This is a genomic window from Streptomyces sp. SDr-06, from assembly GCF_003324565.1.
In the GTDB taxonomy this organism is placed as follows: Bacteria; Actinomycetota; Actinomycetes; order Streptomycetales; family Streptomycetaceae; genus Streptomyces.
Window position 1 is genome coordinate 17,763 of the sequence record NZ_QOLA01000024.1, and the last position, 22,930, is coordinate 40,692.

16 protein-coding genes and 1 pseudogene are annotated in these 22,930 nt (G+C 69.2%); 7 read left to right on the top strand and 10 right to left on the bottom strand.

What is annotated here, in order from left to right:
- Nucleotides 1–69: 69 nt before the first annotated feature.
- The gene (locus DT019_RS32620; protein ID WP_114040587.1) at nt 70–888 is read left to right on the top strand and encodes an IS5 family transposase; all 819 of its coding nucleotides are present in this window, start codon (nt 70–72) and stop codon (nt 886–888) included.
- Here the strand turns inward: DT019_RS32620 and DT019_RS32625 are convergent.
- Complete coding sequence (locus DT019_RS32625) at nt 857–1,330, bottom strand: hypothetical protein (RefSeq protein ID WP_223279866.1); 474 nt, start codon at nt 1,328–1,330, stop codon at nt 857–859. The two genes, DT019_RS32620 and DT019_RS32625, sit on opposite strands and share 32 nt — an antisense overlap.
- Nucleotides 1,331–1,635: 305 nt before the next feature.
- Between DT019_RS32625 and DT019_RS32630 the strand changes: the two genes are divergently transcribed.
- Entirely contained in the window at nt 1,636–3,372 is a 1,737-nt protein-coding gene (locus tag DT019_RS32630) for a SpoIIE family protein phosphatase (RefSeq protein ID WP_411292758.1), read from the top strand.
- An 87-nt stretch (nt 3,373–3,459) separates the two neighbouring features.
- Here the strand turns inward: DT019_RS32630 and DT019_RS32635 are convergent, their stop codons facing one another.
- Together DT019_RS32635 and DT019_RS32640 are read right to left on the bottom strand one after the other, a co-directional pair.
- Complete coding sequence (locus DT019_RS32635; protein WP_114040590.1) at nt 3,460–3,987, bottom strand: adenylate kinase; 528 nt, start codon at nt 3,985–3,987, stop codon at nt 3,460–3,462.
- 996 nt (nt 3,988–4,983) lie between these two features.
- A complete protein-coding gene (locus DT019_RS32640; RefSeq protein ID WP_223279867.1) occupies nt 4,984–5,703 on the bottom strand; it encodes a TetR/AcrR family transcriptional regulator in 720 nt (239 codons plus the stop codon).
- Between the two features lie 101 nt (nt 5,704–5,804).
- Here DT019_RS32640 and DT019_RS32645 point away from each other — a divergent pair, with 101 nt between their 5' ends.
- Nucleotides 5,805–7,019: an alpha/beta fold hydrolase gene (locus DT019_RS32645; protein WP_114040592.1), complete on the top strand. Its 1,215-nt coding sequence runs from the start codon at nt 5,805–5,807 to the stop codon at nt 7,017–7,019.
- A gap of 643 nt (nt 7,020–7,662) precedes the next feature.
- The gene (kdpB, locus tag DT019_RS32650; RefSeq protein WP_114040593.1) at nt 7,663–9,828 is read left to right on the top strand and encodes a potassium-transporting ATPase subunit KdpB; all 2,166 of its coding nucleotides are present in this window, start codon (nt 7,663–7,665) and stop codon (nt 9,826–9,828) included.
- Nucleotides 9,829–10,216: 388 nt separating this feature from the next.
- Here kdpB and DT019_RS32655 read toward each other — a convergent pair whose 3' ends face one another.
- The 5 genes from DT019_RS32655 to DT019_RS32680 form a co-directional block, all read right to left on the bottom strand.
- Nucleotides 10,217–11,170 (bottom strand): ankyrin repeat domain-containing protein, encoded by a 954-nt coding sequence (locus tag DT019_RS32655; protein ID WP_114040648.1) that lies wholly within the window; start codon nt 11,168–11,170, stop codon nt 10,217–10,219.
- 118 nt (nt 11,171–11,288) lie between these two features.
- Nucleotides 11,289–12,332, bottom strand: coding sequence for a hypothetical protein (locus DT019_RS32660; protein WP_317617831.1), 1,044 nt, complete (start codon nt 12,330–12,332; stop codon nt 11,289–11,291).
- A 790-nt stretch (nt 12,333–13,122) separates the two neighbouring features.
- Nucleotides 13,123–14,205, bottom strand: coding sequence for an ABC transporter substrate-binding protein (locus DT019_RS32670; RefSeq protein WP_114040596.1), 1,083 nt, complete (start codon nt 14,203–14,205; stop codon nt 13,123–13,125).
- 75 nt (nt 14,206–14,280) lie between these two features.
- Complete coding sequence (locus DT019_RS32675; RefSeq protein ID WP_114040597.1) at nt 14,281–15,159, bottom strand: ABC transporter permease; 879 nt, start codon at nt 15,157–15,159, stop codon at nt 14,281–14,283.
- Entirely contained in the window at nt 15,156–15,992 is an 837-nt protein-coding gene (locus DT019_RS32680; RefSeq protein WP_114040598.1) for an ABC transporter ATP-binding protein, read from the bottom strand. Before DT019_RS32680 ends, DT019_RS32675 begins: the two co-directional genes overlap by 4 nt.
- Nucleotides 15,993–16,264: 272 nt before the next feature.
- Here DT019_RS32680 and DT019_RS32685 point away from each other — a divergent pair, with 272 nt between their 5' ends.
- Nucleotides 16,265–17,950, top strand: a complete 1,686-nt coding sequence (locus DT019_RS32685) for a sensor histidine kinase (protein ID WP_114040599.1) — start codon at nt 16,265–16,267, stop codon at nt 17,948–17,950.
- Nucleotides 17,947–18,636, top strand: coding sequence for a response regulator (locus tag DT019_RS32690; protein ID WP_114040600.1), 690 nt, complete (start codon nt 17,947–17,949; stop codon nt 18,634–18,636). Before DT019_RS32685 ends, DT019_RS32690 begins: the two co-directional genes overlap by 4 nt.
- A gap of 201 nt (nt 18,637–18,837) precedes the next feature.
- Here DT019_RS32690 and DT019_RS32695 read toward each other — a convergent pair whose 3' ends face one another.
- Both DT019_RS32695 and DT019_RS40480 read right to left on the bottom strand, forming a co-directional pair.
- Nucleotides 18,838–20,049, bottom strand: a complete 1,212-nt coding sequence (locus tag DT019_RS32695; protein WP_114040601.1) for a hypothetical protein — start codon at nt 20,047–20,049, stop codon at nt 18,838–18,840.
- 537 nt (nt 20,050–20,586) lie between these two features.
- A pseudogene (locus tag DT019_RS40480) lies at nt 20,587–20,790 on the bottom strand (IS256 family transposase); the annotation flags it as partial.
- 263 nt (nt 20,791–21,053) lie between these two features.
- Here DT019_RS40480 and DT019_RS32705 point away from each other — a divergent pair.
- Entirely contained in the window at nt 21,054–22,841 is a 1,788-nt protein-coding gene (locus DT019_RS32705; protein WP_114040602.1) for a DUF4157 domain-containing protein, read from the top strand.
- Nucleotides 22,842–22,930: the final 89 nt, after the last annotated feature.

The following is a 22,930-nucleotide window of genomic DNA, read 5'->3' on the forward strand; positions in this document are numbered from 1 at the left end:
GACTGCCTCGCGCACAGGTTCGGGAATGCCTCGGACCAGCCGGACCGTGCCCCGTCTTACGCGTCGGACATGACCGGGGCGGAGTGGCAGGTGGTGCGGGCGTCGTTGCCGGTGCCGGCGTGGCTGGAGGGCCGGGGCGGCCGTCCGGAGGGCTATTGCCACCGCGTGATGCTGGACGCGGTCCGATACGTGGTCGACAACGGTGCGAAGTGGGCAAACCTCCCGAAGGACTTCCCGCCCTACCGGCGGGTGCATGCCTTCGCTCGCCGCTGGCAGGCCGGGGGGCTGCTGGCTGAGTTTCACGACCGGCTGCGGGACCGCGTGCGCGTGAAGGAGGGCCGCAGCGTGGACCCGACGGCCGCGATCGTGGATTCGCAGTCGGTGCGGGCAGCAGCGAACGTCCCGCGCTCGACGTCCGGGTGGGACGGCGGGAAGAGAGTGGGCGGGCGCAAGCGGCACCTGGCGGTCGACTGCCTCGGCCTGGTTCTGGTGGTGCTGGTCACCGCGGCGAGCGTGCAGGACCGCGACGCTGCCGTCCCGCTGCTGGAGTGGCTGCGCAAGCTGCACTTCGCGATCCGGCTGGTGTGGGCGGACGGCGGCTACGCGGGCCGGCTCGTAGACTGGGCCGCCGAGGAACTCGGCCTCCCCGTCGAAATCGTCAAACGCTCCGACGACACAAGCGGGTTCGTCGTACTGCCGCGCAGGTGGGTGGTGGAGCGCACGCTGAGCTGGCTGATGCGCTCACGCCGCCTGGTCCGCGACTACGAGACCCTGCCCGCCATGCACGAGGCGATGGTGCTGTGGTCGATGACCATGCTCATGAGCAGCCGCCTGGCCGGGCGCCGCCGGCACGCTTTCATCCCACGGCAGCCGACACCGCCGGCCTGACCGCGCCGAACACGTTCGGCCGGAGCTCCGCGACCCAGCCCCGGGCCGTCAGCCGTTTCACCCGCGAGCGCACTCCCTCCACCCCCGCCGGAGTCGTCTGCCACCCCAACTGGACCGCGAGCTGCTTCGCCCGCATCCCGCCAGCGGCTTCCGGTGCGGCGAGCACCGCCAGGATCTGCTGGTACTCCGGCGCGAGCACTTCCGCACCGACGCCCTCAGCCCGATGCGGCACGACCGAGCCCGCCACCGCGGCCCGCCCCGGCCCCGCCGCCCCAGCCGAAGGCTCCTCGGCCAGCACTTCCGCGACCGTCACCCGCGCCAGCTCCAACCGCTCCAGAGCGCGTTCCGCCACACCGAGCGCGGCCTGCACCCGCTCGGCCTCTTCCCGCAACCGTGCGACCTCTTCCCGCACCTTCTTCTCCCGGGCCTCCAGCAGCCCCATCACAGACGGCACCCGGAACCTCCACCAGACAGACGACACGATGCGTCGTCTCTCCCACCAAGCAGCCAGAACCATGTCTGACCAGCAGAAACTCAGCGACTACGTTCGGAAAGCGGAAGCCTTCTTAGCAGGGGGGCCACCGCACGGTGTCACTTGAGGCGATTGATCCCGCATTCGACCGCGTGACGTTCACGGTGGTCGGTCTTGTCGAACTTCGGCGGCCGACCGCCGTGTCTCGTGTTCGCCTCGGCTGCATGGTTGCATAGCGGGCAGGTGTGACAGGTCGGCTTTTACCAGCTAGGGAGATGGACGTGACCGGTCAGGAGGTCGGGCACACGCGCGGGGCAAGTTCTACGGCTGCGGCCGGCGCTTTCCCGGGCATGGCCGTGGAAGACATGCGGGCCGCTGTCGTGGTCACCGACGCCGATGGCCTCATCGTCGCGACCAACAGCGCGGTGCGCAGCCTGCTGGGGCACCCGTCCAAGGACTTCGACGGGCAGGACTTCCATGACCTGCTGCACCGTGACAGCCACGGGCACGCCGTGCCGCGCATGCGCTGCCGGCTGCGGAGGGCCCTGCTCGCCGGCACCACGCAGCACGGTGACGCGGAGTGGTTCGCCCGCCAGGACGGCACGCTCGTCCGACTGTCGTGGTTCAGCGCACCGTGGTCGTCCAGCACGGGAAAGAGCGGTGCCCACGTAACGCTGTACGAGGCGGATGCCGGCATCCCGGACGGGATCAGCGACGATCGGCCGACCCATTTGACGGAGTTGGACCGCCTGGCGCTGCTGGCAGAGACAACCACGCAGCTGACCTCCACCCTGGACGTGGAAGACGCGTTGCACCGCCTGGCAGCTCTGACCGTACCGCGCCTCGCGGACTGGGCGGTGATCGATCTGCTCACGGAGCAGGACGAGGTGCGGCGTGCCCTGGTCGTCGAGCACAAGGACGGCGTGCTGATCGAGCGCGAGGACCTGCAAGGTCCTATGCCCCCGGTACTCGAGGACTCCCCCATGCCCCTGTCGCGGGCACTGCGCGGAGCGGCGTCCTCGCTGGCCGACCCGGCCACGTATCACGGCCCTCCCGATTCGGGCATCGCCGTGGAACAGGCTCGTCTGTTCACCGAGACCGGTATGCACTCCGCGGCCATTGCGCCCATCCGGGGCCTGCGCAACGTGCTCGGAGCCCTGACTCTGGGACGCGCGGAACGGCTCGACGCGTTCACCTCCACCGACCTGCCGTTCCTGGAGGACATCACCCGTCGCGCCGGCCTGGCACTGGACAACGCGCGCCTGTACCAGCGCCAGCGCAAGGTCGCCGAAACCATGCAACGCCACCTGCTGCCCCAACTCCCCCGCATACCGGGAATCCAGATGACGGCCCGGTACGTGCCCGCCCCGCACGCCTCCTACGTCGGCGGCGACTGGTACGACGCCTTCGCCACCACCCAGAACATCCACGCCCTGGTCATCGGCGACGTCGTCGGGCACGACCTCACGGCGGCAGCGGGAATGGCACAGGTACGCAACATGCTGCGCGCTTTCGCCTGGTCCCGGCCGGGTGACGCCCCCAGCGCCATCACCGCCCAGCTCGACGAGGCACTGAAAAACATAGCGGAAGTACCCATGGCGACCATGCTCCTCAGCACCCTCGCCGTGGGGGACGACGGACTGTGGCGACTGCGCTGGACGAACGCAGGCCACCCTCCGCCCCTGCTGGTCGGCCACGACGGTCAAGCGCGATACCTCACCGAGGGACATGGCATTCTGCTCGGCGCCGGGGTGAACACGCCCCGCCCCGACGCCATCTGCGTCCTGCCGCCGAGCAGCACCGTCATGTTCTACACCGACGGCCTGGTCGAGTCACCGCGCCACGGCATCGACGAGGGCCTGGAGCGGCTACGGCGTCATGCGGCCGCTCTCGCCCACCGCCCTCTGGAATCGTTCTGCGACCTGCTCCTGGAACAGATCCGCCCCGACGGCAATGACGACGACGTCGCCGTGCTGGCCCTCCGCACACCTGCGGCAGACACCCGACGCTGATGGCCGTGGACACCCCCGGCTTGACCGCCCCCGCGGGGATGGGAGTTGGTCCACTGACGTCGACGGCCTGTCCCGGGGGGACGTTCTTCAGCCCGGAAGGGTGTGCTGCTGGGCCCGCAACCATGCGCGGGCCTCTCGGGCCGAGGTAAAGCGGATCACCGTCAGATGAGGCTGACCGCGGAGCCTGTCACACGTCCGGGACCGCTTCGCCGCATGCTGCGCCCAGGCCCAGCGGATGGGGTGGTCAGCGTCGCGCCAGTCACGGAAGCCCTCCCGGTTGCCGTTCCACAGCTCGCGGCGCATGAGCGCGCGGCTCACGGACCTGCGTAGCACCCGGAACATGACGGTCCTGCGGGGCAGGTCGAGCCAGATATACGTGTCCGCGCGCGCCAGCAGAAGATCACCGAGCTTGGCGGCGTACTGATCTTCCGTGACCCACCGCGGGGTCGCGGCGAACTGCTCCACGTCGGACCGAAAGGCCTGCCGCGGCTGCCAATGGGGACCGTGGTGCAGGGCGTCGAGCTCATGGCGCGGCAGACCGGCACACACCGCCAGGCGCCTTGCCAGAGTTGTCTTCCCCGCCCCGGAAATGCCGGCTATCAGTACACGATCCACGACGAGAACCCTAGACGAGAAATTCCGAAGCCCCAGGGAACGGTGAACATCGCAACGGGGCGGTGGTGGCAGCAGGAGCCGGGTAGAGGGATCGCGCAGGGCGTGGTGGGGTGGACCTTTCACGCGAGCGCAGTAGCAGCGTTCTGCGGTCGATGTAGAGTCCCGCGGTCACGCTGAGACGTCCACACACCCGTCACGGGACCGTCCCGGCGTCCCAGCCCAGCGCCCGAACTGCAGAGCACCGGAAGAATGAGGCGCCCGACGTTCTGAGTGAGTGTGGACCCGGTGGCTCAAGAGCTGACACGTCACCCGTCCTTCAACTCACGGTGGCAAGGCGCAGGGGGAGAAGCCAGTGGCAGGCTGACAGCCGGTTAAGGGCACTATCAGCTCTTCGAGCGGGACAGGCAGTGCCTCGCGGACATGCCGGTCAAGGCCGGGTCGCCGGCGCCTGGCGGCTCGGTGTCGTGGGAGTGGGCTTGGCCGGGCCGCTGCTGGTGGCCCGAGTACGGAGGCCCTCGGCACGGGCTCGCCCAGAGCACGCCGGAGCAGACGTGTGGGTACTCCAACCTCGGATGCGCCGTCCTCGGCGCCGCACTCCAAGCAGCCGCCGCCCCCTACGAGGGCCTCGTCCGCCACCACGTACTGAAACACCTCGACATCGGGGACATATCGGCCGATCCGCCCTCCGCGGAACGCCTCCTCGCCCTGGGACTCCTGGGCCGCCCACGGCGCCCCTGGACCATGGACGGCGCCACCCTCCCCGCCAAAGGACTCCGGCCCCCAGGCCACGGCCCGCCTGCTCGCCGGCACCGTCGTCGAGGGAGCCCTCGGCGGCCTGGCTGCCACCTCCTGGTGTCAGTGATCCTGTACCGCAAAGGCCCGCCCGCCCGTTGGTCGGCATTTCGGAGGGCGCCGTCCACGCGTGAGAGCACACCCCCACATGGCCGCCCTCACGCTGTCGGCCTCACAGGGCCGAAGGCCCGCGTGCGGCCGCCCTCACATGGCCGCCGCCGCAAGGGTCTTGTCGACGAGAGAGCCCAGATAGTGCGCGTCCTGGGTTGGAATGCGGAAGAGGGTGCGCAGGTAGATGGGCGCGAGAATGCCGTCCAGGACGTCGAGGAGGTCGAGGCGGGGCTCGCCGCGGGACGCCGCACGGTCCAGCATGCTCTGGATTTCCTTGCCGCGTGCGGGGAGGGGGTGCGGGATGCCGCCCGCCTCGGCGCCTGCGGTACCCCCAGCCCCTTCCGCGGCCCCTGCCTTCCCGGCACCGCCGGTGGGCGCCCCGCCACCGTCGGGCACCGAGGCGATGAGCGCGCGCAGGAGTACGGCCGCGTCCGGCCCGGTCATCGACTCGGCCGCCCGCTGCGCGTACGCGAGGAGGTCCCCGCGCAGGCTGCCGGTGTCGGGAACGGCCCACAGGGACGTCAGCCGCTCCTGCGAGAGGTCGAGCACGATGGCGTTGGTGGTACGCCAGCGCCGGTAGATGGACGTCTGATGGACGCCCGAGCGTTCGGCGATCTCGGCGATCGGGATGCGCTCGTGGCCCTGTTCGGCGATGAGCTCCGCCGTCGCCCTGAGGACGGCCTCCCGCACGCGGGCGCTGCGGCCTCCGGTGCGCCGGCGCGGCCGGCTCTCCGGCTCCGGCCTGTTCTCTCGGCCGGGCTCGTGCGCGTCGCTGGTGTCGCCGTTTTCGGTCACGTCATGGTTTCCGGTCACATCAAGAAGGTTAACGCAAGAGCACTTGCGTTAGATCTCTCGATCGCGCTACGTTCTTAACGCAATAAACACCTGCGTTAAGAGATTGAGGGAGACCGGCCATGAAGCCGATGCTGTTCGAGGACGACCCGCAGTTCTGGTACGAGACCCTGCGCGCGCTGGGCCACGCCGCCTATGGCGGCTCCGACTTCGGCGAGGTCGTCGCGACCGCCGAGAAGATCACCGCAGGGGACTACGACAGCTGGTACGAGCAGTGGGCCGCCACCGCCGAGCGCACCGAGGCCGAGGCGCGGGCCGCGTACGACGGAGGCCACGAGATCACGGCGCGGGACGGGTTCCTCCGGGCGAGCAACTACTTCCGCTCGGCCGAGTTCTTCCTCCACGGCAACCCCGGCGACCCGCGCATCGCCGCCTCCTACGAGCGTGCCGTCAGCGCCTTCCATGCCGCCGCCCGGCTCTTCGAGACGAAGATCGAGCCGGTGGAGATCCCGTTCGAGGGCACGGCGCTGCGCGGCTACTTCTACCGCGCCCCGGGCGAGGGTCCCGCGCCGACGATCGTCCTGCACAACGGATTCGACGGCTCGGCCGAGGAGATGCACTTCTTCGGCGGCGCGGCCGGTGTGGAGCGCGGCTACCACGTCCTGACCTTCGACGGCCCCGGGCAGCCCGCCGCCCGCTTCCGCGACGGGCTGCCCTTCCGCCCCAACTGGGAGAGCGTGATCACCCCGGTCCTCGACTGGCTGATCGACACCCGCCCCGAGGTCGACCCCGAGCGCATCGGCCTGCTCGGCCTGAGCATGGGCGGCCTGCTCGCCCCCCGCGCCGCCGCCTTCGAGCACCGCCTCGCCGCCGTCATCGCGGTCGACGGCGTCTACGACCTCGGTGAACTCGCCACGCGGAACATGCCGATGCCGCGCGCCGAAGCCGAGGCCCTGCTGCGGGCCGAGCACGCCCCCGAGATCGACGCCTCGATCGAGGCGCTGATGAAGACGAACTCGACGATGCGCTGGGCGATTACGCACGGCTCGTACGTCATGGACGTCTCCACCCCTCGCCAATTCCTTGCCTCTTACCTCGACTACACCCTCGCCGACGGCGTGGCCGAGAAGATCACTTGCCCGACGCTGGTCTGCGAGGCCGAGGACGACCTGTTCTTCGACGGCCAGCCGCAGCAGCTCTACGACCACCTCACCTGCCCCAAGACCCTCATGCGCTTCACCGTCGCGGAAGGCGCCGGCGCCCACTGCCACACCGGCGCCCAGCGCCTGGCCATGGGCCGCATCCTCGACTGGCTCGACGACACCTTGAAGCACTGACGCGGCCTCGGCACCGTCGCCCTCGCGCTCGGTGCGGCGACCGGACAGCTCACCCTCACCATCGTCCCGAAATCAGTCCGCATGCGCGGGAAGACCGGCCATTGGCGCGACTTTGACGAGACCCATACGCAGGCGGCGTCAAATGCCCGCCGAACAGGGGGAATGCCGGTTCCCGCTACTCCGTCCGGGGCGCCGGAGCACAGCCGTTGCCGCTCTTATCGGCCAGGTTCCGCCAGGGCCCACCAAACCCGGTGCCACGGCGGTTGACCGTGACAAATTCTCCATTCGCGCCGCTCCGGTGAACCGCCCCATCGCCTTCCCGAGAATGCATGACGCGCCTCCCTGCTGCGCCCGTGCTCAAGCGCCATCAGAGAGCCGTAAATACTCCGTGTAACGGCCCCAACGCGGGTCGATCGTGATCTAGATTCCTGTGCTACCGCTCAAACCGTCGCGAACGCCCCTGGCCGGCGGTCCCCGTCCAAGGCGGGCGCCATCGCGTCGCGTCGCGCCCGCCCGACTCTGTCCGTGACGGGCCCCGGGGACCGAACCGGGGCCCGCTCCCCCGTCTCTCGAGCCCCAGCCGGGTCGGTCGCCCTGTCCGCACAGAGGCGGGGCCGCCACCCCACCAGAAGGTCATTCCACGATGTCTCCCGCCGCTCAGCAGCAGACCCCCACCATCCCCGCCCCCGCCGGACCACCGCCGAGGAATCCCCGGCCACCCCGGTCCCGTCACAACCGCCGGACGGCCGGTTTTTTCGAGCCCGTCCAGCTGGTGAAGTCGTTCCCGGACGCCGTACGCAAGTTGCATCCTCGTGCCCTGATCCGTACGCCCGTCCTGTTCGTGGTGTCGGCGGGCGCGGTGCTCACCACGCTCTCGGCGCTGGTCCATCCGTCCGTCTTCACGTGGGTGATCAGTGTCTGGCTGTGGCTGACGGTGATCTTCGCCAATCTCGCCGAGGCGGTGGCCGAGGGCCGGGGCAAGGCACAGGCCGAGTCCTTGCGCAGGGCCCGTACGGACACGGTGGCGCTCAGGCTGCGCGACAACTGGCGGGTGGGCACGGATGTGCGGCACGCCCGGACCGAGGCGGTCGCGGCCACCGACCTCAAGCCGTTCGACTTCGTCCTGGTGGAGGCCGGAGAGCTGATCCCGGCGGACGGTGATGTAGTGGACGGGGTCGCAGCCGTGGACGAGTCAGCGGTGACCGGAGAGTCCGCACCGGTCATCCGCGAGTCGGGCGGTGACCGTTCGGGAGTGACCGGCGGCACCACAGTGCTGTCAGACCGGATCGTGATGCGGGTGACCTCACGGCCGGGGCATTCCTTCCTGGACCGGATGATCGCTCTGGTGGAGGGCGCGGCCCGGCAGAAGACGCCGAACGAGATCGCCCTGAACATCCTGCTGTCGGCGCTCACCATCGTGTTCGTCCTGGTGGTGGTCACGCTTCAGCCGATGGCCGAGTACGCGGCCGCCGCCCAGTCCACCACCGTGCTCGTGGCGCTGCTGGTGACGCTCATCCCGACCACTATCGGCGCGCTGCTCTCGGCGATCGGGATCGCGGGCATGGACCGGCTGGTGCAGCGCAATGTACTGGCGATGTCGGGACGGGCGGTGGAGGCGGCCGGGGACGTTAACACGCTGCTGCTCGACAAGACCGGCACCATCACCCTCGGCAATCGTGAAGCGACCGCGTTCATCGCCATGCCCGGGGTCCGCGAGCCGCATCTCGCGGACGCGGCGCAGCTGGCCTCGCTGGCCGACGAGACCCCCGAGGGCCGCTCGGTCGTGGTCCTCGCCAAGGAGCGGTACGGGCTGCGCGAGCCGAACGAGGGCGATCTGCACGGTTCACGGTTCGTTGAGTTCAGCGCGCAGACCCGGATGAGCGGCGTGGATCTGCGCTGGGAGAACGGCGCCGTCTCCCACATCCGCAAGGGCGCGGCCGCTCAGGTCATCGAGTGGGTCCAGATGTACGGCGGCCAAGTGCCGCCCGAGGCCGCGCAGTTCACGGATGCTGTGTCGGCATCTGGCGGCACACCGCTCCTGGTTGCCGTGCACGACTGGAACGGACCTCGGATCCTCGGCGTCATCCACCTCAAGGATGTGGTCAAGGAAGGCATCGCCGAGCGGTTCGCCGAGCTGCGCCGGATGGGCATCCGCACCGTCATGATCACGGGGGACAATCCGCTGACCGCTCGGGCCATCGCCCAGGAGGCGGGCGTGGACGACTATTTGGCGGAGGCGACCCCCGAGGACAAGCTCGCCCTCATCCAGCAGGAACAGGCGGGCGGCAAGCTGGTCGCGATGACGGGTGACGGCACCAACGACGCTCCCGCCCTCGCGCAGGCCGACGTCGGGGTGGCGATGAACACCGGTACCTCGGCCGCCAAGGAGGCCGGGAACATGGTCGACCTCGACTCGAACCCGACCAAGCTCATCGACATCGTCGAGATCGGCAAACAACTCCTCATCACCCGGGGCGCGTTGACCACCTTCTCCATCACCAACGATGTCGCGAAGTATTTCGCGATCATCCCCGCCATGTTCGCCGGCACCTACCCCGGCCTCGAAGCGCTCAACGTCATGGGCCTGCACAGTCCGACGTCCGCCATCACATCGGCCATCATCTTCAACGCCCTGATCATCGTGGCGCTGATCCCGCTCGCCCTGCGGGGCGTCCGCTACACCCCGGCCTCCGCCCACGACCTGCTCCGCCGCAACCTCGGCGTCTACGGTCTCGGTGGACTCGTCCTGCCCTTCGTCGGCATCAAGCTCATCGACCTCTTCGTCTCGACGATCCCCGGCCTGGGCTGACGAATGCAGCGGACTCGGTCGGCATCAGAGGGCCGTCAAGGACCGGCCGATTTTCTTGAGACCCTGACCGTGCGGGCGTTGCCGCGGTGGGGCAACAGCGATTTTCGGTGGGCACCCGGGGCTTTCACAGGTCAGGCATGCGACACGGCTCGGTGTTGGAGCGGGTGCCGGGAGCCGGTGTCCCGTCAGTCCTTGCCTGTGATCTGCGGCGACCAGATCAGTTGAGACATGTAGATGCTGCGGATCTTGGTCGGCGTGGTCCCGAGGGCGCGAATGCCACATGTCGTCTCAGCCGGGCTGACCCGACTCCATGCCCGGAGACAGCCCGGCTGAACGCGTTCCATGGGGCTGAGCGGGGCCAATGGCAGTGGTCGGGCCGCGGCCTGGGTCAGTGTTTCCAATCATCGCGCTGTGGCAGTTGGACCCACAGATCGGGAGGCCCGATGACTGCGCGGGCATCAACCAGGCGCAGCTGTGCGAAGGCGCAGGAGTAGGCCACTGCGTTGTACTGGTAGAGGTAGGAAGCCAGAACCTCCTCGTGGGTGTCGTCCTCGTTCGGTCCGCCGCCGGGGTGCAGGTCCCCGGCGATGACGGAACCATCGCGGGCGATGCTGCCCTGATTACCGCTCTTGGGGTTGGCGTACAGGCCGTAGCAGACGGTGCCGGCGGACAGCCGGGTGAGGACGCCCGGCATGTGTGGCGCGTATCCCCAGGGCTGGGTGACGACGCAGCCGCCCGGCACGGACGTCACTCCGACGATCTGCAGGGTCTCGTCCATGTCGTACGCGTACGGGTCCTCGAGCAGCTCTGCGATGTCCTCGTCCGGCATCGATGTCGCCTCTAGGCGGCGCACCGCCTCGGCCGCGTCGATCCCGGCCACGCAGGCCAGCCCCGTGCCCTCGTAGTGGAAGCGGCCGAGCGCCCCGATCAGCCGCACGGCCTCGTCGGCCGCCGCGCGCTCTGTTTCGGTCAGACGCTGTCCGGGTGGGACGGTGAACAGGTCTGGCGTCGGCCCTGCCAGGCTCAGCCGCCCCGGTGACCAGCCTCCGATCAACTCCCGCCAGGGATCGGCCCCGGCGGCAACAAGGGCCCGTGCGTTGTCGGGCTGCCTGGACACGACGGCCTCCCCCAGCGCCGTCGCCCCGTACTCCAGAGCGTCCACGTCCGCCACTCTGCGGGCCAGTTCCGCGACAACCTCCGCAGAGCCGAGCACCGCCGCCCGATGCAAAGGACGCCCCCCGCTCCACACCTCCGGATCGGCGCCCCGCTCGAGACGTCGACGCACACCACCCACGTCCGTCCAGTGCCAACCCATCCCGGCCCAGCCGTCGCCCTCCACCATGACCATGCCCCCTCCAACACCGATCCGAATGGCTCTACACGAGCCCTCACCACCACACGCCGCTCCCACGTCGGTGCGAGAGCGGCGCGGCATGCGAAGAGCGCGGCCGCAAGGACGATCAGGAGAAGTGACGGACGAACACGTCCGACTTGCCGTTGGTGTCACCGGGCACGATGTCGTCGGCCGTGGACTGGAAGACCACGTCGCGCCCACCGGCGCTGACCGCGTCGACCCCGGCCGAGGCCGGCTGGTTCGAGACGACCTCGTCGGTGCCCGCTCGCAGGTCGCGCAGCATGAGGGACGGTCCAGTCGCGTCATTCGGGGCGTACAACAAATAGCTGCCGGTGGGATCGATGGCCACGCCCTTTACGTTCGGCACCAGTTCGGCGGTGCCCGAGGCCAGGTCGTGGACGTACGTGTCGGAGCCCGAGAGGTAGACGACCTTGCTGCCGTCCTTGCTGATCTGGACGATTGCCGCCTCCTTGGACGGGCCCTCGATCGGGCCGGAGGTGGAGCCGTCGTTCCGGTCCCACACGAAGACGTCCCCGGCCCTGCCGTCCTGGTAGGCGACGAAGCGGCCGTCACCACTGATGGACGGCCGGGACGGAGCGGTGTGGTCGAACCGGGCGAGTTCCTGCTTGGTGTTGGCGTGCCAGTCCCACACGTCGATGCGCTGGCTGGACGACGGTCGACCGATGGTGGCCACATTGGCGACGTAGCGGCCGTCCCCGCTCAGCGACGGCTGACTGCAGCTGAGGGCATCGCAGTTGATGCCGATCGAACTGCCTGCGGTCCACTGAGCCAGCTTGACCTTGGTGTCCCTGAACAACCGCACCCAATAGGCGGCATACTCCCCGTCCCCGCTGATCACCGGAGAGGCGAGCGGGTAGCTGCCCACGTGCTTGAGCTGTCCCGACCGCTGGTCGCGCAGGTAGACAGCTTCCTCCCCCGCACGATTGCCGGGCGTGAGGTTCTTCGCCGACGACGAGAAGACGATGCGGCTGCCGTCGGCCGAGATCGCACCACCGGTGGAATCACCGTCGGATTGAGTGCCGTCGGCCGCGACACTGATCCTCTCGACACCGGCTCCCCTGTCGCGCGCGACGCCCGCAGGCTCTGCCGATGCGGCTCCGGGCAACACCGCGTTGACCGCACACAGCACGACCGCCGCGCCTAATGCACCCCATACGCGTCTGGTGGTGCTCCGGCCTGTGTTTCCCCTCATTTTTCCCCCAGTCAGGAATAGGGCCCGCCTCCGGACCCGCCAGAAGGCCCCAAGCATGCAACCGCGATGACACCAAGGGGTCAATGCACCACGGACACGAGAGGCATCCTTTCGGTCATGGGGGCAAGGTGGGCAGAAGGTGTTCGATCTCGTCGGCGTGGGTGGGTCCGTGGTTCCCGGCCCTGCGTTTGGCCGGTTGCCGGGTGCCACCATTGCTGCCGAGGTTCGCCGTCGGAGCCTTCAACAGCGGTACGTGAGCCGCCTGACAGCCGACAGCGTTGTCCTGAACGGCGTTTCGGCCACCCTGCTGATCCAGCTCACCGAGACCATCGCCGCCTACCGGAGCACCATCGCTCCGCTCTGAACAGCATCGGCTCCGACGCCCCCTCGGCTGTTCGCCGAGCGCCAGCAATACCGCTCGTTCTCCAACCGGCTGTTCAGCGCCTGATCGCCACGCTCGCCGGGCGTCCGGCGAAGCGACAGGCCTGCCGTCTCCCGCTCCCGGCTCTGACGCTTGCCGGAAGCCCGCCGCATGCGTACGAGCACGCACCGGCGCCTACCGCGGAGGGGCCCGCCGTCACCAGCAGGCAGCAGGCAGCCGAGGAACCGTGCGCGCCGTGGCGGCGGAGGCAAAGCGCTGACCCGCGGCCCGGCGCTGACGGTGGCCTGCTCTCCAGGCGCCCGGCCCAGGCGGTTGTCACCTGGGCGGGCCCCGCGTTCCGAAGACTCAGCCGTTCGACCCCGCCGGGGCCGTCGTGGTCGTGAAGCCCCCGGTCTTGTTGGCTTCGATGGCGAAGTCGTTGGTGAACGTCGTGCCGAGGTTCACCGACGAGGTCGCGTGGCCGACCAGTTCCTCGGTCGCCAGAACGGTCTTCGGGCCGCCCGCCGGCATGATCCCGTCCGGGAGGAACTGACCCTTGTCCTGGGTGAGAGCCGAAATGTAATCGGCCTTGGTCACCAACTGGTTCGACACATACGACGACGGAAGCTTGTTCGCTATGTCCGCCGCACTGTGGGTGTTGATCCAGTGCATGGTGGCGACGAGCGCGTTGACGAGCTTCTGCACGGCGGGCTTGTGCGCGTTCACCCAGTCGGTACGGGCGATGACGCCGGCGGCCGGCCAGGCGCCGCCCAGCGCGTTCTGCGCGCCCGCCGTGGTGGCCAGATCGATTGCCGAGGTACCCACGCCCTTCTTCTCGATCGCGGCGACCGTCGGCTGCGTCGTCATGACACAGGCGGCCTTTCCGTTCTGCAGCGCGGCGACTGCGGTGGAGCCAGCGCCGACCCCGATCCGTGAGAACTCGTTGGTCTTGACGTTCCCCTTCGCAGCCAGCAGCTGGGTGAGGGTGTCGGTGCCCGAACCCAGATCGGTGACGCCCAGCGTCTTGTCCTTGAAGTCGGCTGCCGAGTGGACGCCGCTCTTCGCGGTGCACATCTCCCGCTCCCCCGGCGCGCCGGACAGCTGGACGACGTCCTCGACGGCCTTGCCCTTCACCTGGAAATCGATCGTATGGTTGTACCAGGCACCGGCCATGTCCACCTGCCCGGAGGCCATCGCGTCCTCGGCACCGACGCCGCCGTCGGTCTCGGTGCTCAGCACAACGTTGACGCCGTACTTCTTGTAGAAGCCGAGGTTGTCGGCGAGCTTGTACGGCAGGTAGATCTGCTTGTCGATGCCGCCGACCATGAGCTTTACGGTCGGTGTGCCGCCAGGTCCGTCGGCACTGCTGGAGGTGCTGGAACAGGCGCTGGTCGCACCGAGGGTGAGAACGGCGAGGGCACACGCGGCGACGGCGGGTCGTCGGGACATGACGGGCCACTTTCCTTTCGGAGGGCGGAACAGAGGGGGTGTTCGGTACTGGGCGCGGGCGGCGGAGAGGCGCAATCAGAAGTCGCCAGCCTCGGAGCGGGACGGCGGACGCCAGGAAAGAAGTCGTCGCTCAAGCTTGCTGATCAGCCACTCGGCGCCGAGCACGATGACCGAGATGACGAGCATCGTCGCGAACACGCCGTTGGGGTCGAAGTTGTTCTGGGCGGTCTTGATGACCAGGCCGAGACCGCTCTGCGCGCCGAGCACCTCTCCGACGAGCGCTCCGACGATGGCGAACCCGAAGGCGCTGTGCAGGCTGGCGATGATCCAGGTGAGCGCGGACGGCACGATGACGTGCCGGATGATCTGCGTCTGCGAAGCGCCGAGCACGGTGGCGTTGGCGAGAATGTTGCGGTCGACCTCACGGACGCCCTGAAAGGCGTTGAAGAAGACGATGAAGAACACCAGCACCGCGGCGAGCAAGATCTTTGGCAGTACGCCTATGCCGAATGCGACAATGAAGATCGAGCCGAGGACGATACGCGGAATCGCGTTCACCATCTTGATGTAGGGCCCGAGTATGTCGGCGAGCAACGGGCTCTGGCCCAGCGCGACGCCGAAGATCACTCCGGTGAGGGCACCGACGGCGAAACCGGCCAGGGCCTCCTGGAGCGTGGTCCAGATGTTCTGGTAGAAGGACCCGAATTCGGTGCCGTGCTGAAAGAGGTCGACCAGCCGCTGCCAGATCCCGGACGGCTGTCCGAAGAAGAACGGGTCGACGATCCCCCAGGCGGTGAACGCCTGCCAGCCGCCGATGACAAGGGCCGCGAGACCGACGCGGCCCGTCCACACCACCGCGAGGCGTCGTCGGGCGGCGCGCCTGGCGGCGCCCGGGCCCGAAGCCTGTGCGCTGTTGGTGAGCGGAGTCGGGGAAACGGTGGACGTTGTACTCATGCCGAACCTCCTGCGGTGCGTGCGTAGGCGCGCTCCACCTCCTCGCGCAACGTGTCCCAGATCTGGTGCTGAAGCTCGGTGAAGCGGGGCTGGAAACGGATCTCCTGGACCGATCCGCGCGGGCGCGGCAGGTCGATGTCGAAGACCGCCTTGACCGACCCGGGGCTGGATGTCATGACGACGACGCGGTCGGCGAGGGCGACGGCCTCGTCGAGGTCGTGGGTGATGAAAATGACCGAGGGACGGATCTGCTCCCAAAGGCCCAGCAGCTCGGTCGACATGATGGCCTTGGTCTGTACGTCCAGGGCACCGAACGGCTCGTCCATGATCAGGATCTTGGGCTCGTTGATCAGAGCCGCGGCCATCGCCACCCGCTTGCGCATGCCGCCGGAGAGCTGGTGCGGGTGACGGTCCTCGAACCCCGCCAGGCCCACCCGGCGCAGCCAGTCCCGCGCCAAGGCCTGCGCCTTCTGTTTGGGCACCCCGCGGAAGACCGGCCCCATCAGCACATTGCCGAGGACGGTCTTCCAGGGCAGCAGCGCGTCGCTCTGGAACATGAAACTGACGCCGTCGGCGACGCCGTTCACTTCGCGGCCGCCGACCCTGACCGATCCCTCACTGGGCCGGTCGAGCCCGGACACCATGCTCAGTGTCGTTGACTTGCCGCATCCGGTCGGCCCCACCACCGCACAGAACTGGCCTGGCTCCACGGTGAATGAGACATCCTGCAGGGCCGTGAATACCTCACCGGCAGGAGTCAGAAATCGTTTGGTGAGCCCGCAAATCTCGACTCGTGCCGTGTCCCGGTCGATCCTTCCGGCGACCGGGCTCATTTCAACATCATTGTGCGAAGCCATGTGAAACCATCCCCTTCCTGACCTTGGGAGGTCGAGGAAGGCAGACGCTAGAGGCGACGCAGTGTCACGTCGTGGTTTCAGACGTATCTCGCGATAGCTGTGTTAACGGGGTTTCTGCTCGTTCTGCTCAACGGCTGGGGGGTGGGCCGAGCGACACGAGTAGGGCACAATCGCGCCACCACGGGAACGGCGCAGGGGCCGGGCCCGGCACCACGTCCCGAGGGACGAAAGAGGCACCCGTGATATCCATGCGCACCCGAATCGGCAGCAGAGGGAAGGGGCGGCTGTCCACGCGCATCCTGACGAGCCAGCTGTTCATCCTCGCGCTCACCGGAGCGATCGGCTTCGGACTCTTCGCCCTCGCGCAGCGTGCCGAGATCGACCGCGCCTACGAGCAGCGGGCGCTGGACATCGCGCAGACCGCAGCCGCCGAACCGCAGATTCGCCAGGCCTTGGAGTTCGGCGGCGGCGACGGCATCGTGCAGACGGTCGCCGAGCGCATCCGGAAGGCGTCCGGGGCTTCGTACGTGGTCGTCATCGACCTGCACGGCAGGCGTCACTCGCATCCCGACCCCGCACTGGTCGGGATGCCGGTGGATGAGCCGATCGTGGTGCTGGACGGCCACCCGAGCGTCGGCTCCGATGCGGGCGCGACCGGACGGTCGGCCAACGGCAAGTCTCCGCTGTACGGGCCGACGGGCAAGCTGGTCGGCGAGGTGTCGGCGGGCATCCCCGAGCACGACGTGCTCGGAGAGCTGTGGCGGGAGCTACCCACCTTCGGCCTCTATGCCGCGATCGCCACCGCGCTCGGCTCGGGGGCGGCGTTCCTGCTGGCCCGGCGGCTCAAGCGGTCAACGTTCGGGCTGGAACTGGAGGAGATCGCCGGGCTGCTCCAGGATCGCGAGGCAATGCTGCACGGGATCCGCGAAGGCGTGATCGCCTTCGACCCGAACGGCAGGATCACCGTGGTCAACGACGAGGCTCGCCGCCTGCTCGGACTCGGTACGGCGCTCGGCCGCCGACTGCCGGAGGTGCTGCCCGACGGGCGACTGCGCCGCGCGCTGGACGGCTCCCTGACCGGCCCCGACCTCAGCGTGCTCACCGACGACCACTGCCTGGTCGTCAACCGGATGCCGGTGGCCCTGCACGGCCGGGAACTGGGCGCGGTGGTCACGGTGCGAGACCGCACCGAGTTGGTCGGCCTGCTGCGCGAACTGGACTCGGTGCGCGGGCTGACCGACGCCCTGCGCGCGCAGCAGCACGAGTTCACCAACCGCATGCACACCATGGCCGGCCTACTGGAAATCGGCGACCACGACGCGGCCTACGAGTTCGCCATTGGCTCAGGCGGCACCGAACAGGCACTGACGGAGTCCGTACGCGAACAGATCGGCAACCCGCTGCTCGTCGGACTGATCATCGCCAAGGCCACGGTGGCCGCGGAGCGCGGTGTGCGGCTCGCGCTGAGCGACGACTCCGCGCTCGGCGAGGACCCGCCGCATCTGCGTCGGCTGCTGACCGTCGCCGGCAACCTGCTGGACAACGCCATTGACGCGGCGGTCAGCGGGCCGCCTCCCGCAGGCGGCCGAGAGGTACGGCTTTCGCTGGTCGAGGGCATCGAAGCGGTCGTCGTGCAGGTGGCCGACAGCGGTCCCGGTATTCCGTCCGGCGCCGCCGAATCGATCTTCGAGGACGGCTGGTCGACCCGGCCGGACCGGGGCACCGCCCGGCGCGGCCTGGGGCTGGCGCTCGTCCACCGGCTGGTGCAGCGCCACGGAGGCACGATCACGGCCAGCGAGGGACCGGGCGCGGTCTTCACCGTCGTACTCCCGCTGCCCGACGCCGCATCCGCGCCGCAGGGCGCCCCGTTCAGGACAGCCGAGCCGGTACTTGCCGGAGCGGCAGACAGCAGCGAAGGAGGGGATCGCTGGTGATCCGGACCCTGGTGGTGGACGACGACTTCCGGGTGAACCACATCCACTGTGACTACGTGTCCCGCGTCGAGGGCTTCGAGGTGGTCGGCCAAACCGCGACGGCGGCCGAGGCGCTGCACGCTGTGCGCACCCACGATCCGGACCTGCTCCTGCTCGATGTCTTCCTGCCGGACGGAAGCGGACTCGACGTGCTCCGCCAGCTGAGTCGGGACGGGGGCGGCGACCGTCCCGACGCCATCATGATCACCGCAGACCGGGACATCACCTCGGTACGGACCGCGTTGAAACTCGGCGCCGTGGGATACGTGGTCAAGCCCTTCGGCTCCGCCGACCTGGCCGAGCGGCTCACCGCCTACCGCGAACTCCAGCACCGCATGGCCGCACTCGGCTCGGTGCCGGAAACCGATCAGGCCGACGTGGACGCGCTCTTCAGCGCCGCCCGGCCGCCCGCTGCCCCCCGCGTGCCTGCCAAGGGCCACTCCGCTCCCACGCTCGCCCTGCTGCACCAGACCCTGCGCGCCGCCCGCGAGCCCCTGTCCGCCACAGAGGCTGCAGAACAGACCGGAGTCTCCCGCGCCACGGCCCAGCGATACCTCTCCTACCTGGTGAAGGAGGGCCTGGTCCGCCTGGATCTCCGCTACGGCACCACCGGCCGCCCCGAACATCTCTACCGGATCGTTCGCTGACGGAGGGGACTGCAAGACACTCGTTTGACGGTCCCGCGAAGTGGGCCTGGCCGTCGTTGTCGAGGCGGGGTGTGAGGGCGGTCCCTGGTGATCACGCCGACCCGCCGGTCCGGCGCCCGCAACATATGGGCGCTATCCATCGCGAGGTGGAAGCGCAGCCTGTCATGTCGGCATCGGACACCGGCGCGTGGCGGGACCTCGTCAGGAGGGTGGGACGCGTTCGAGGGCGGGCCGTTCCATGTCCCCGTTGAACCGGTAGGCCGGCAGTGAGCCGTTCTTGATGAGACGGAAGCCCTTGCCGCCGTTGTCCAGGGTCGTGGTGCCGGCCTTGCCGTCGGCAACCCAGTGCAGGACGATCGCGAACGCGCAGTCGCCTGTGACGTTCTTCGCGTTGACGAGGAAGTCCTCGGGATCGCTGAGGCTGACCTTGAAGGGGAAGCGCACCGGCGGGATCTCTTTGCCGTTGGTGTCCTGGCCGGTGTCCGCGGTCACCTTCACCGGACTCCGAGCGAAGTCCGCGGTGAACGACCGCTGCGGCTGCGCCGCACCGCAGCCGAACGCGGTGTTGATGACGACTCCGCGGGTCGGCGGGGGAGCGCTGCGCAGCACCGTGACCTCCATGCCCGTGAGCAGCACCGACTCCTGGGTGCGGCCCTGCACCGTCATGTCCAGCGGCGGACTGTACCGGTCACTGACCAACTCCGACGCCGTCGCGTCCTTCGTGTGGTTCTTCCACGCGGTGAAGTACTGCTCCGCCGGGCCGTCGTACCAGATCGTCGGGCACTCGCCGTCGCTCCATGCGGCGCGCACGGCCAAGGGCGGCTTGCCCGTCCAGACCGGCCCGTTCGGCGACGCACCGGCTGCCGGCCGCAGGGGCGCGGGTCCTCCGTGCCCAGAGGGGACGGGCCCCGTCGACGAGATGGCGGTGCTGCTGCCCATCGCCCCGGCCGGCACATGGTCATCCGCCAGCAGCCACACGCCGCCCGCGGCCAGCAAGGCGGCCACGGCAGTGGGCACCGCCCAGAGGACGAGCCGGCGCCGGCCGGTGACAAGACGCCCGGGCGGCGCCGCGTCGTCCGCGGCTACCTCTCTCACCGTGCGCCCGACGGCCGCAGCCTCGTCACGCTGCCGCCGGGCCTCGTCCCACAGCCTCAGCGCTTCAAACGCGGCCTCCCTGCCGCCGAGCGCCCGGGCGACGGCCTCGGCGGTCTCGCGGCGCGGCAGGCCCCGGTTGCCCCTGAAGACGTTCGACAAGGTTCCCAGGGACAGTGAGGAAGACGCGTCAATCCCACGGATCCGCTTGATGATGTTCTGGTAGCTGGGTGAACCGTGCGACACCCGCAACTCGCGCATGTACCGCGCGAGCTCCTGCGCCCCGTCACCCTGCGCCGTCGTGCTCTCGCTGTCGACCACGCCCGCACCCCTCCCCCACTCCCCCGCCTCTTTCCGGGCGATCGGTGGAGCGCAGCCTAGACCGGACTGCCCAGAGCGGTGGCGGCATCACCGCAACGGGCTTCACCTCCCTTCAACACCCTTCAAAGACCTTCAATAACCATCGGACCAGCGGCGAATCCCGGCCCCGGACCTTGAACTCAAGGCATCCCACCCGATCGGCCAGGCCCCGTTCGTGCCTCGGCCTCGTTGTGTCCGGAGCTGCCGTGACCCTCACTTTTCACTCACCCCAGGGACTTCATGAACTCCTGTACGCCTGGGGGGTCCTGCAGCGTCATGCCCGCCCGGAGCGATGCGTCGCGTATCTCGTCCGGCACACGGGACTCACCCTCCGCGACCTTGAACATCTGCGGCTGGTTCGCAACCGCTGCGCCCACCCGGAGGACGGCTGGCCCGCTCAGACCGAGATGGACCGCGCTCTGTCCACTGCCCACCGCGCCCGTCGTCGCCTGGGGCTGGACGACTGATCGCGGTGGAGCGGCCGTGGCCACGTCGGCAGCGCGAGTTGCCACTGCCCCGGCCGGCTGATTCGTGCTTCTCGTAGCCGACGTGATCAGTGATCTCACCTTCCAGGGCGGACTCCAGGACCCGCTTGGTCAGCTGCAGCCCCTCTGACCGGACCCTCTCCACCAGCATCGCCACCAACTGCTCGCCCGGCACAGGCACGGGCGGCCCGGACCAGTCCTTCCCGACAGGCTCCACGGTCTCCAACTCCACTGCGGTGTCAGCCGCTTGACGCCTCTCCCATGATCGTCGGACCCGCTGTCAGATTTGCACTCCCTTTCACCGGATGGGTGACCCGCCGGCCCCAGAGGCCGCTCCTGGTTCGCCGGCGCTTCCGGAGATGATCGGGATGAAATTGCCTAGCCAGACGCGCACCCAGGGCCGTCTCGACGCAGCCGTTCTGTCCGGGCGGCCCCGCGACAGTGCCCTCGTGTACCTGGCGCCTGGCGTCTCCACCGCGTATGCAGGAGGGGATACAGTCCAGCGCAGGAAGAGGCTCCGTGCACAACCATGACGATCCCAGAAGGGCCGACGCCACGCATGGGCGCGGCCCGACGGGCAAGCCCGCAGCCAAGGGCGCGGCACCACCGCAGGGCCTGCGCGCACTTCAGAACACCGCGGGGAACGCGGCCGTCGTGCAGCTCCTCCGGCAGGCCGGTCACGCGGGCGAGCGGGACGAGCATCAGCACGGCGCCGGCTGCGGCCACCCGGCCGAGCAGCCCGCGGTGCAGCGCTCCGCCGTGCACGATGTCCTGCGCGGCAGCGGACGCCCCCTGGACGAGGCGACCCGCGGCGACATGGAGTCCCGGCTCGGCGCGGACTTCTCCGACGTACGCATCCATGACGACAGTGCCGCCAAGGCCTCCGCGGCAGAGGTCGGCGCCCGTGCCTACACCTCGGGCAGCCATGTCGTCATCGGTGACGGCGGCGCCGACAAGCACACCCTCGCCCACGAGCTGACCCATGTCATCCAGCAGCGCCAGGGCCCCGTCGCCGGTACCGACAACGGCTCCGGACTCAAGGTCTCCGACCCCTCCGACCGGTTCGAGCGGGAGGCGGAGGCCAATGCCACCCGGGTGATGTCGGGCGGCTCCGCCCGGCAGTCCGCGGCCTCGGCGGCCGAGTCAGGCGCCGAGAAGCCGACCCCGGTCCAGAGTGCCTCCGCCGGGCCGGCGGTCCAACGCGCCATCACGGTCACCCTGGACGGCTACGCGAGCGCCAAGAACGTCGCGGACAAGAACGCCCTGACGCGGCAACAGGTCGGCGAGTACTACCGGATGGTCGTCGTCGACGACTACAAGCTGGCCGTCGGTTACGCCCAGGACGGCGGGACTCGGTTGAAGGGACTGGCCAAGGCCCTGCGGACTCCCGCCGGGAACGGGGCAGTTGAGCTGGACGCCCTCGTCACGGCGATCCAGGGCGTCCTCGCCACCGATGTGCCCGCGGACGTGCGGGCCAACAAGAACACCCGGTACGCGGTCGAGCCCCAGGGCGGCTACGAGCACCAGAGCCTGCCCGGCGGCAAGGAGGGCGTCTGGGCGAACGACGACGAGATGTGGGACGAGTTCGGTCAGGGGCTCGGAGAGCGGGCCGCCGAGGCGCAGGAAACCACCGGACGCATCGGTAACGATCCCCTCAAGCAGCTCACCTGGGGCATGGCCAAGGAACTGCTGCCCCGACCGCTGACCAACCTGATATTCGACGTCCGGTACCAGTTGGAGAGCGGCACCCTGCTCGACGAGCGGACGCCGGACCAGCTCGCCAGGAGGGACGCGACGCCGAACGAGCCGGGCACGCTCAGGAGTTGGCACCAGGACGACTCGGGCCGGCTGCCCGCCAACGGCGCGGACCACAGTGGCGGCCCCGACGCCTTCCGCGCCCAGGTCCCCCAGGAGAGCCAGGGCCTCCACGATCACTACAGCGCCCACTCCCAGTCAGGCACGGGCTCCTCGGTCCTGAACGCAGCCGGGTTCCCGCGCGGCTTCGCCGAGTACACGGGAACCGGCTCGAACTCCGAGCACAACACCAAGGTCGTCCTCGACTACATCCAGAAGCGGGTCTATCTGACGCTCACGCACTACCAGTACTGGGGTCTGGTCGTCGCGGGCGGGCGCACCCACTTCGTGCCCTCCGGAACCCAGGAGGCGGTCCAGGCCGACGGCAAGATCCGTGCCGAGATGCAGCGCCTGCACATCCCCGCGGGGACCCCGTACCGCCTCATGAGCCCCTGGGTGCAGATCCTGGCGTGAGACACGCGGCGAGGCTCTCCGTCCTCGGTGAGGGCGGAGAGCGGGCGTCCGCGAGGACGGTGCAACCAGTGCCGGAGACTGGTGAGGCT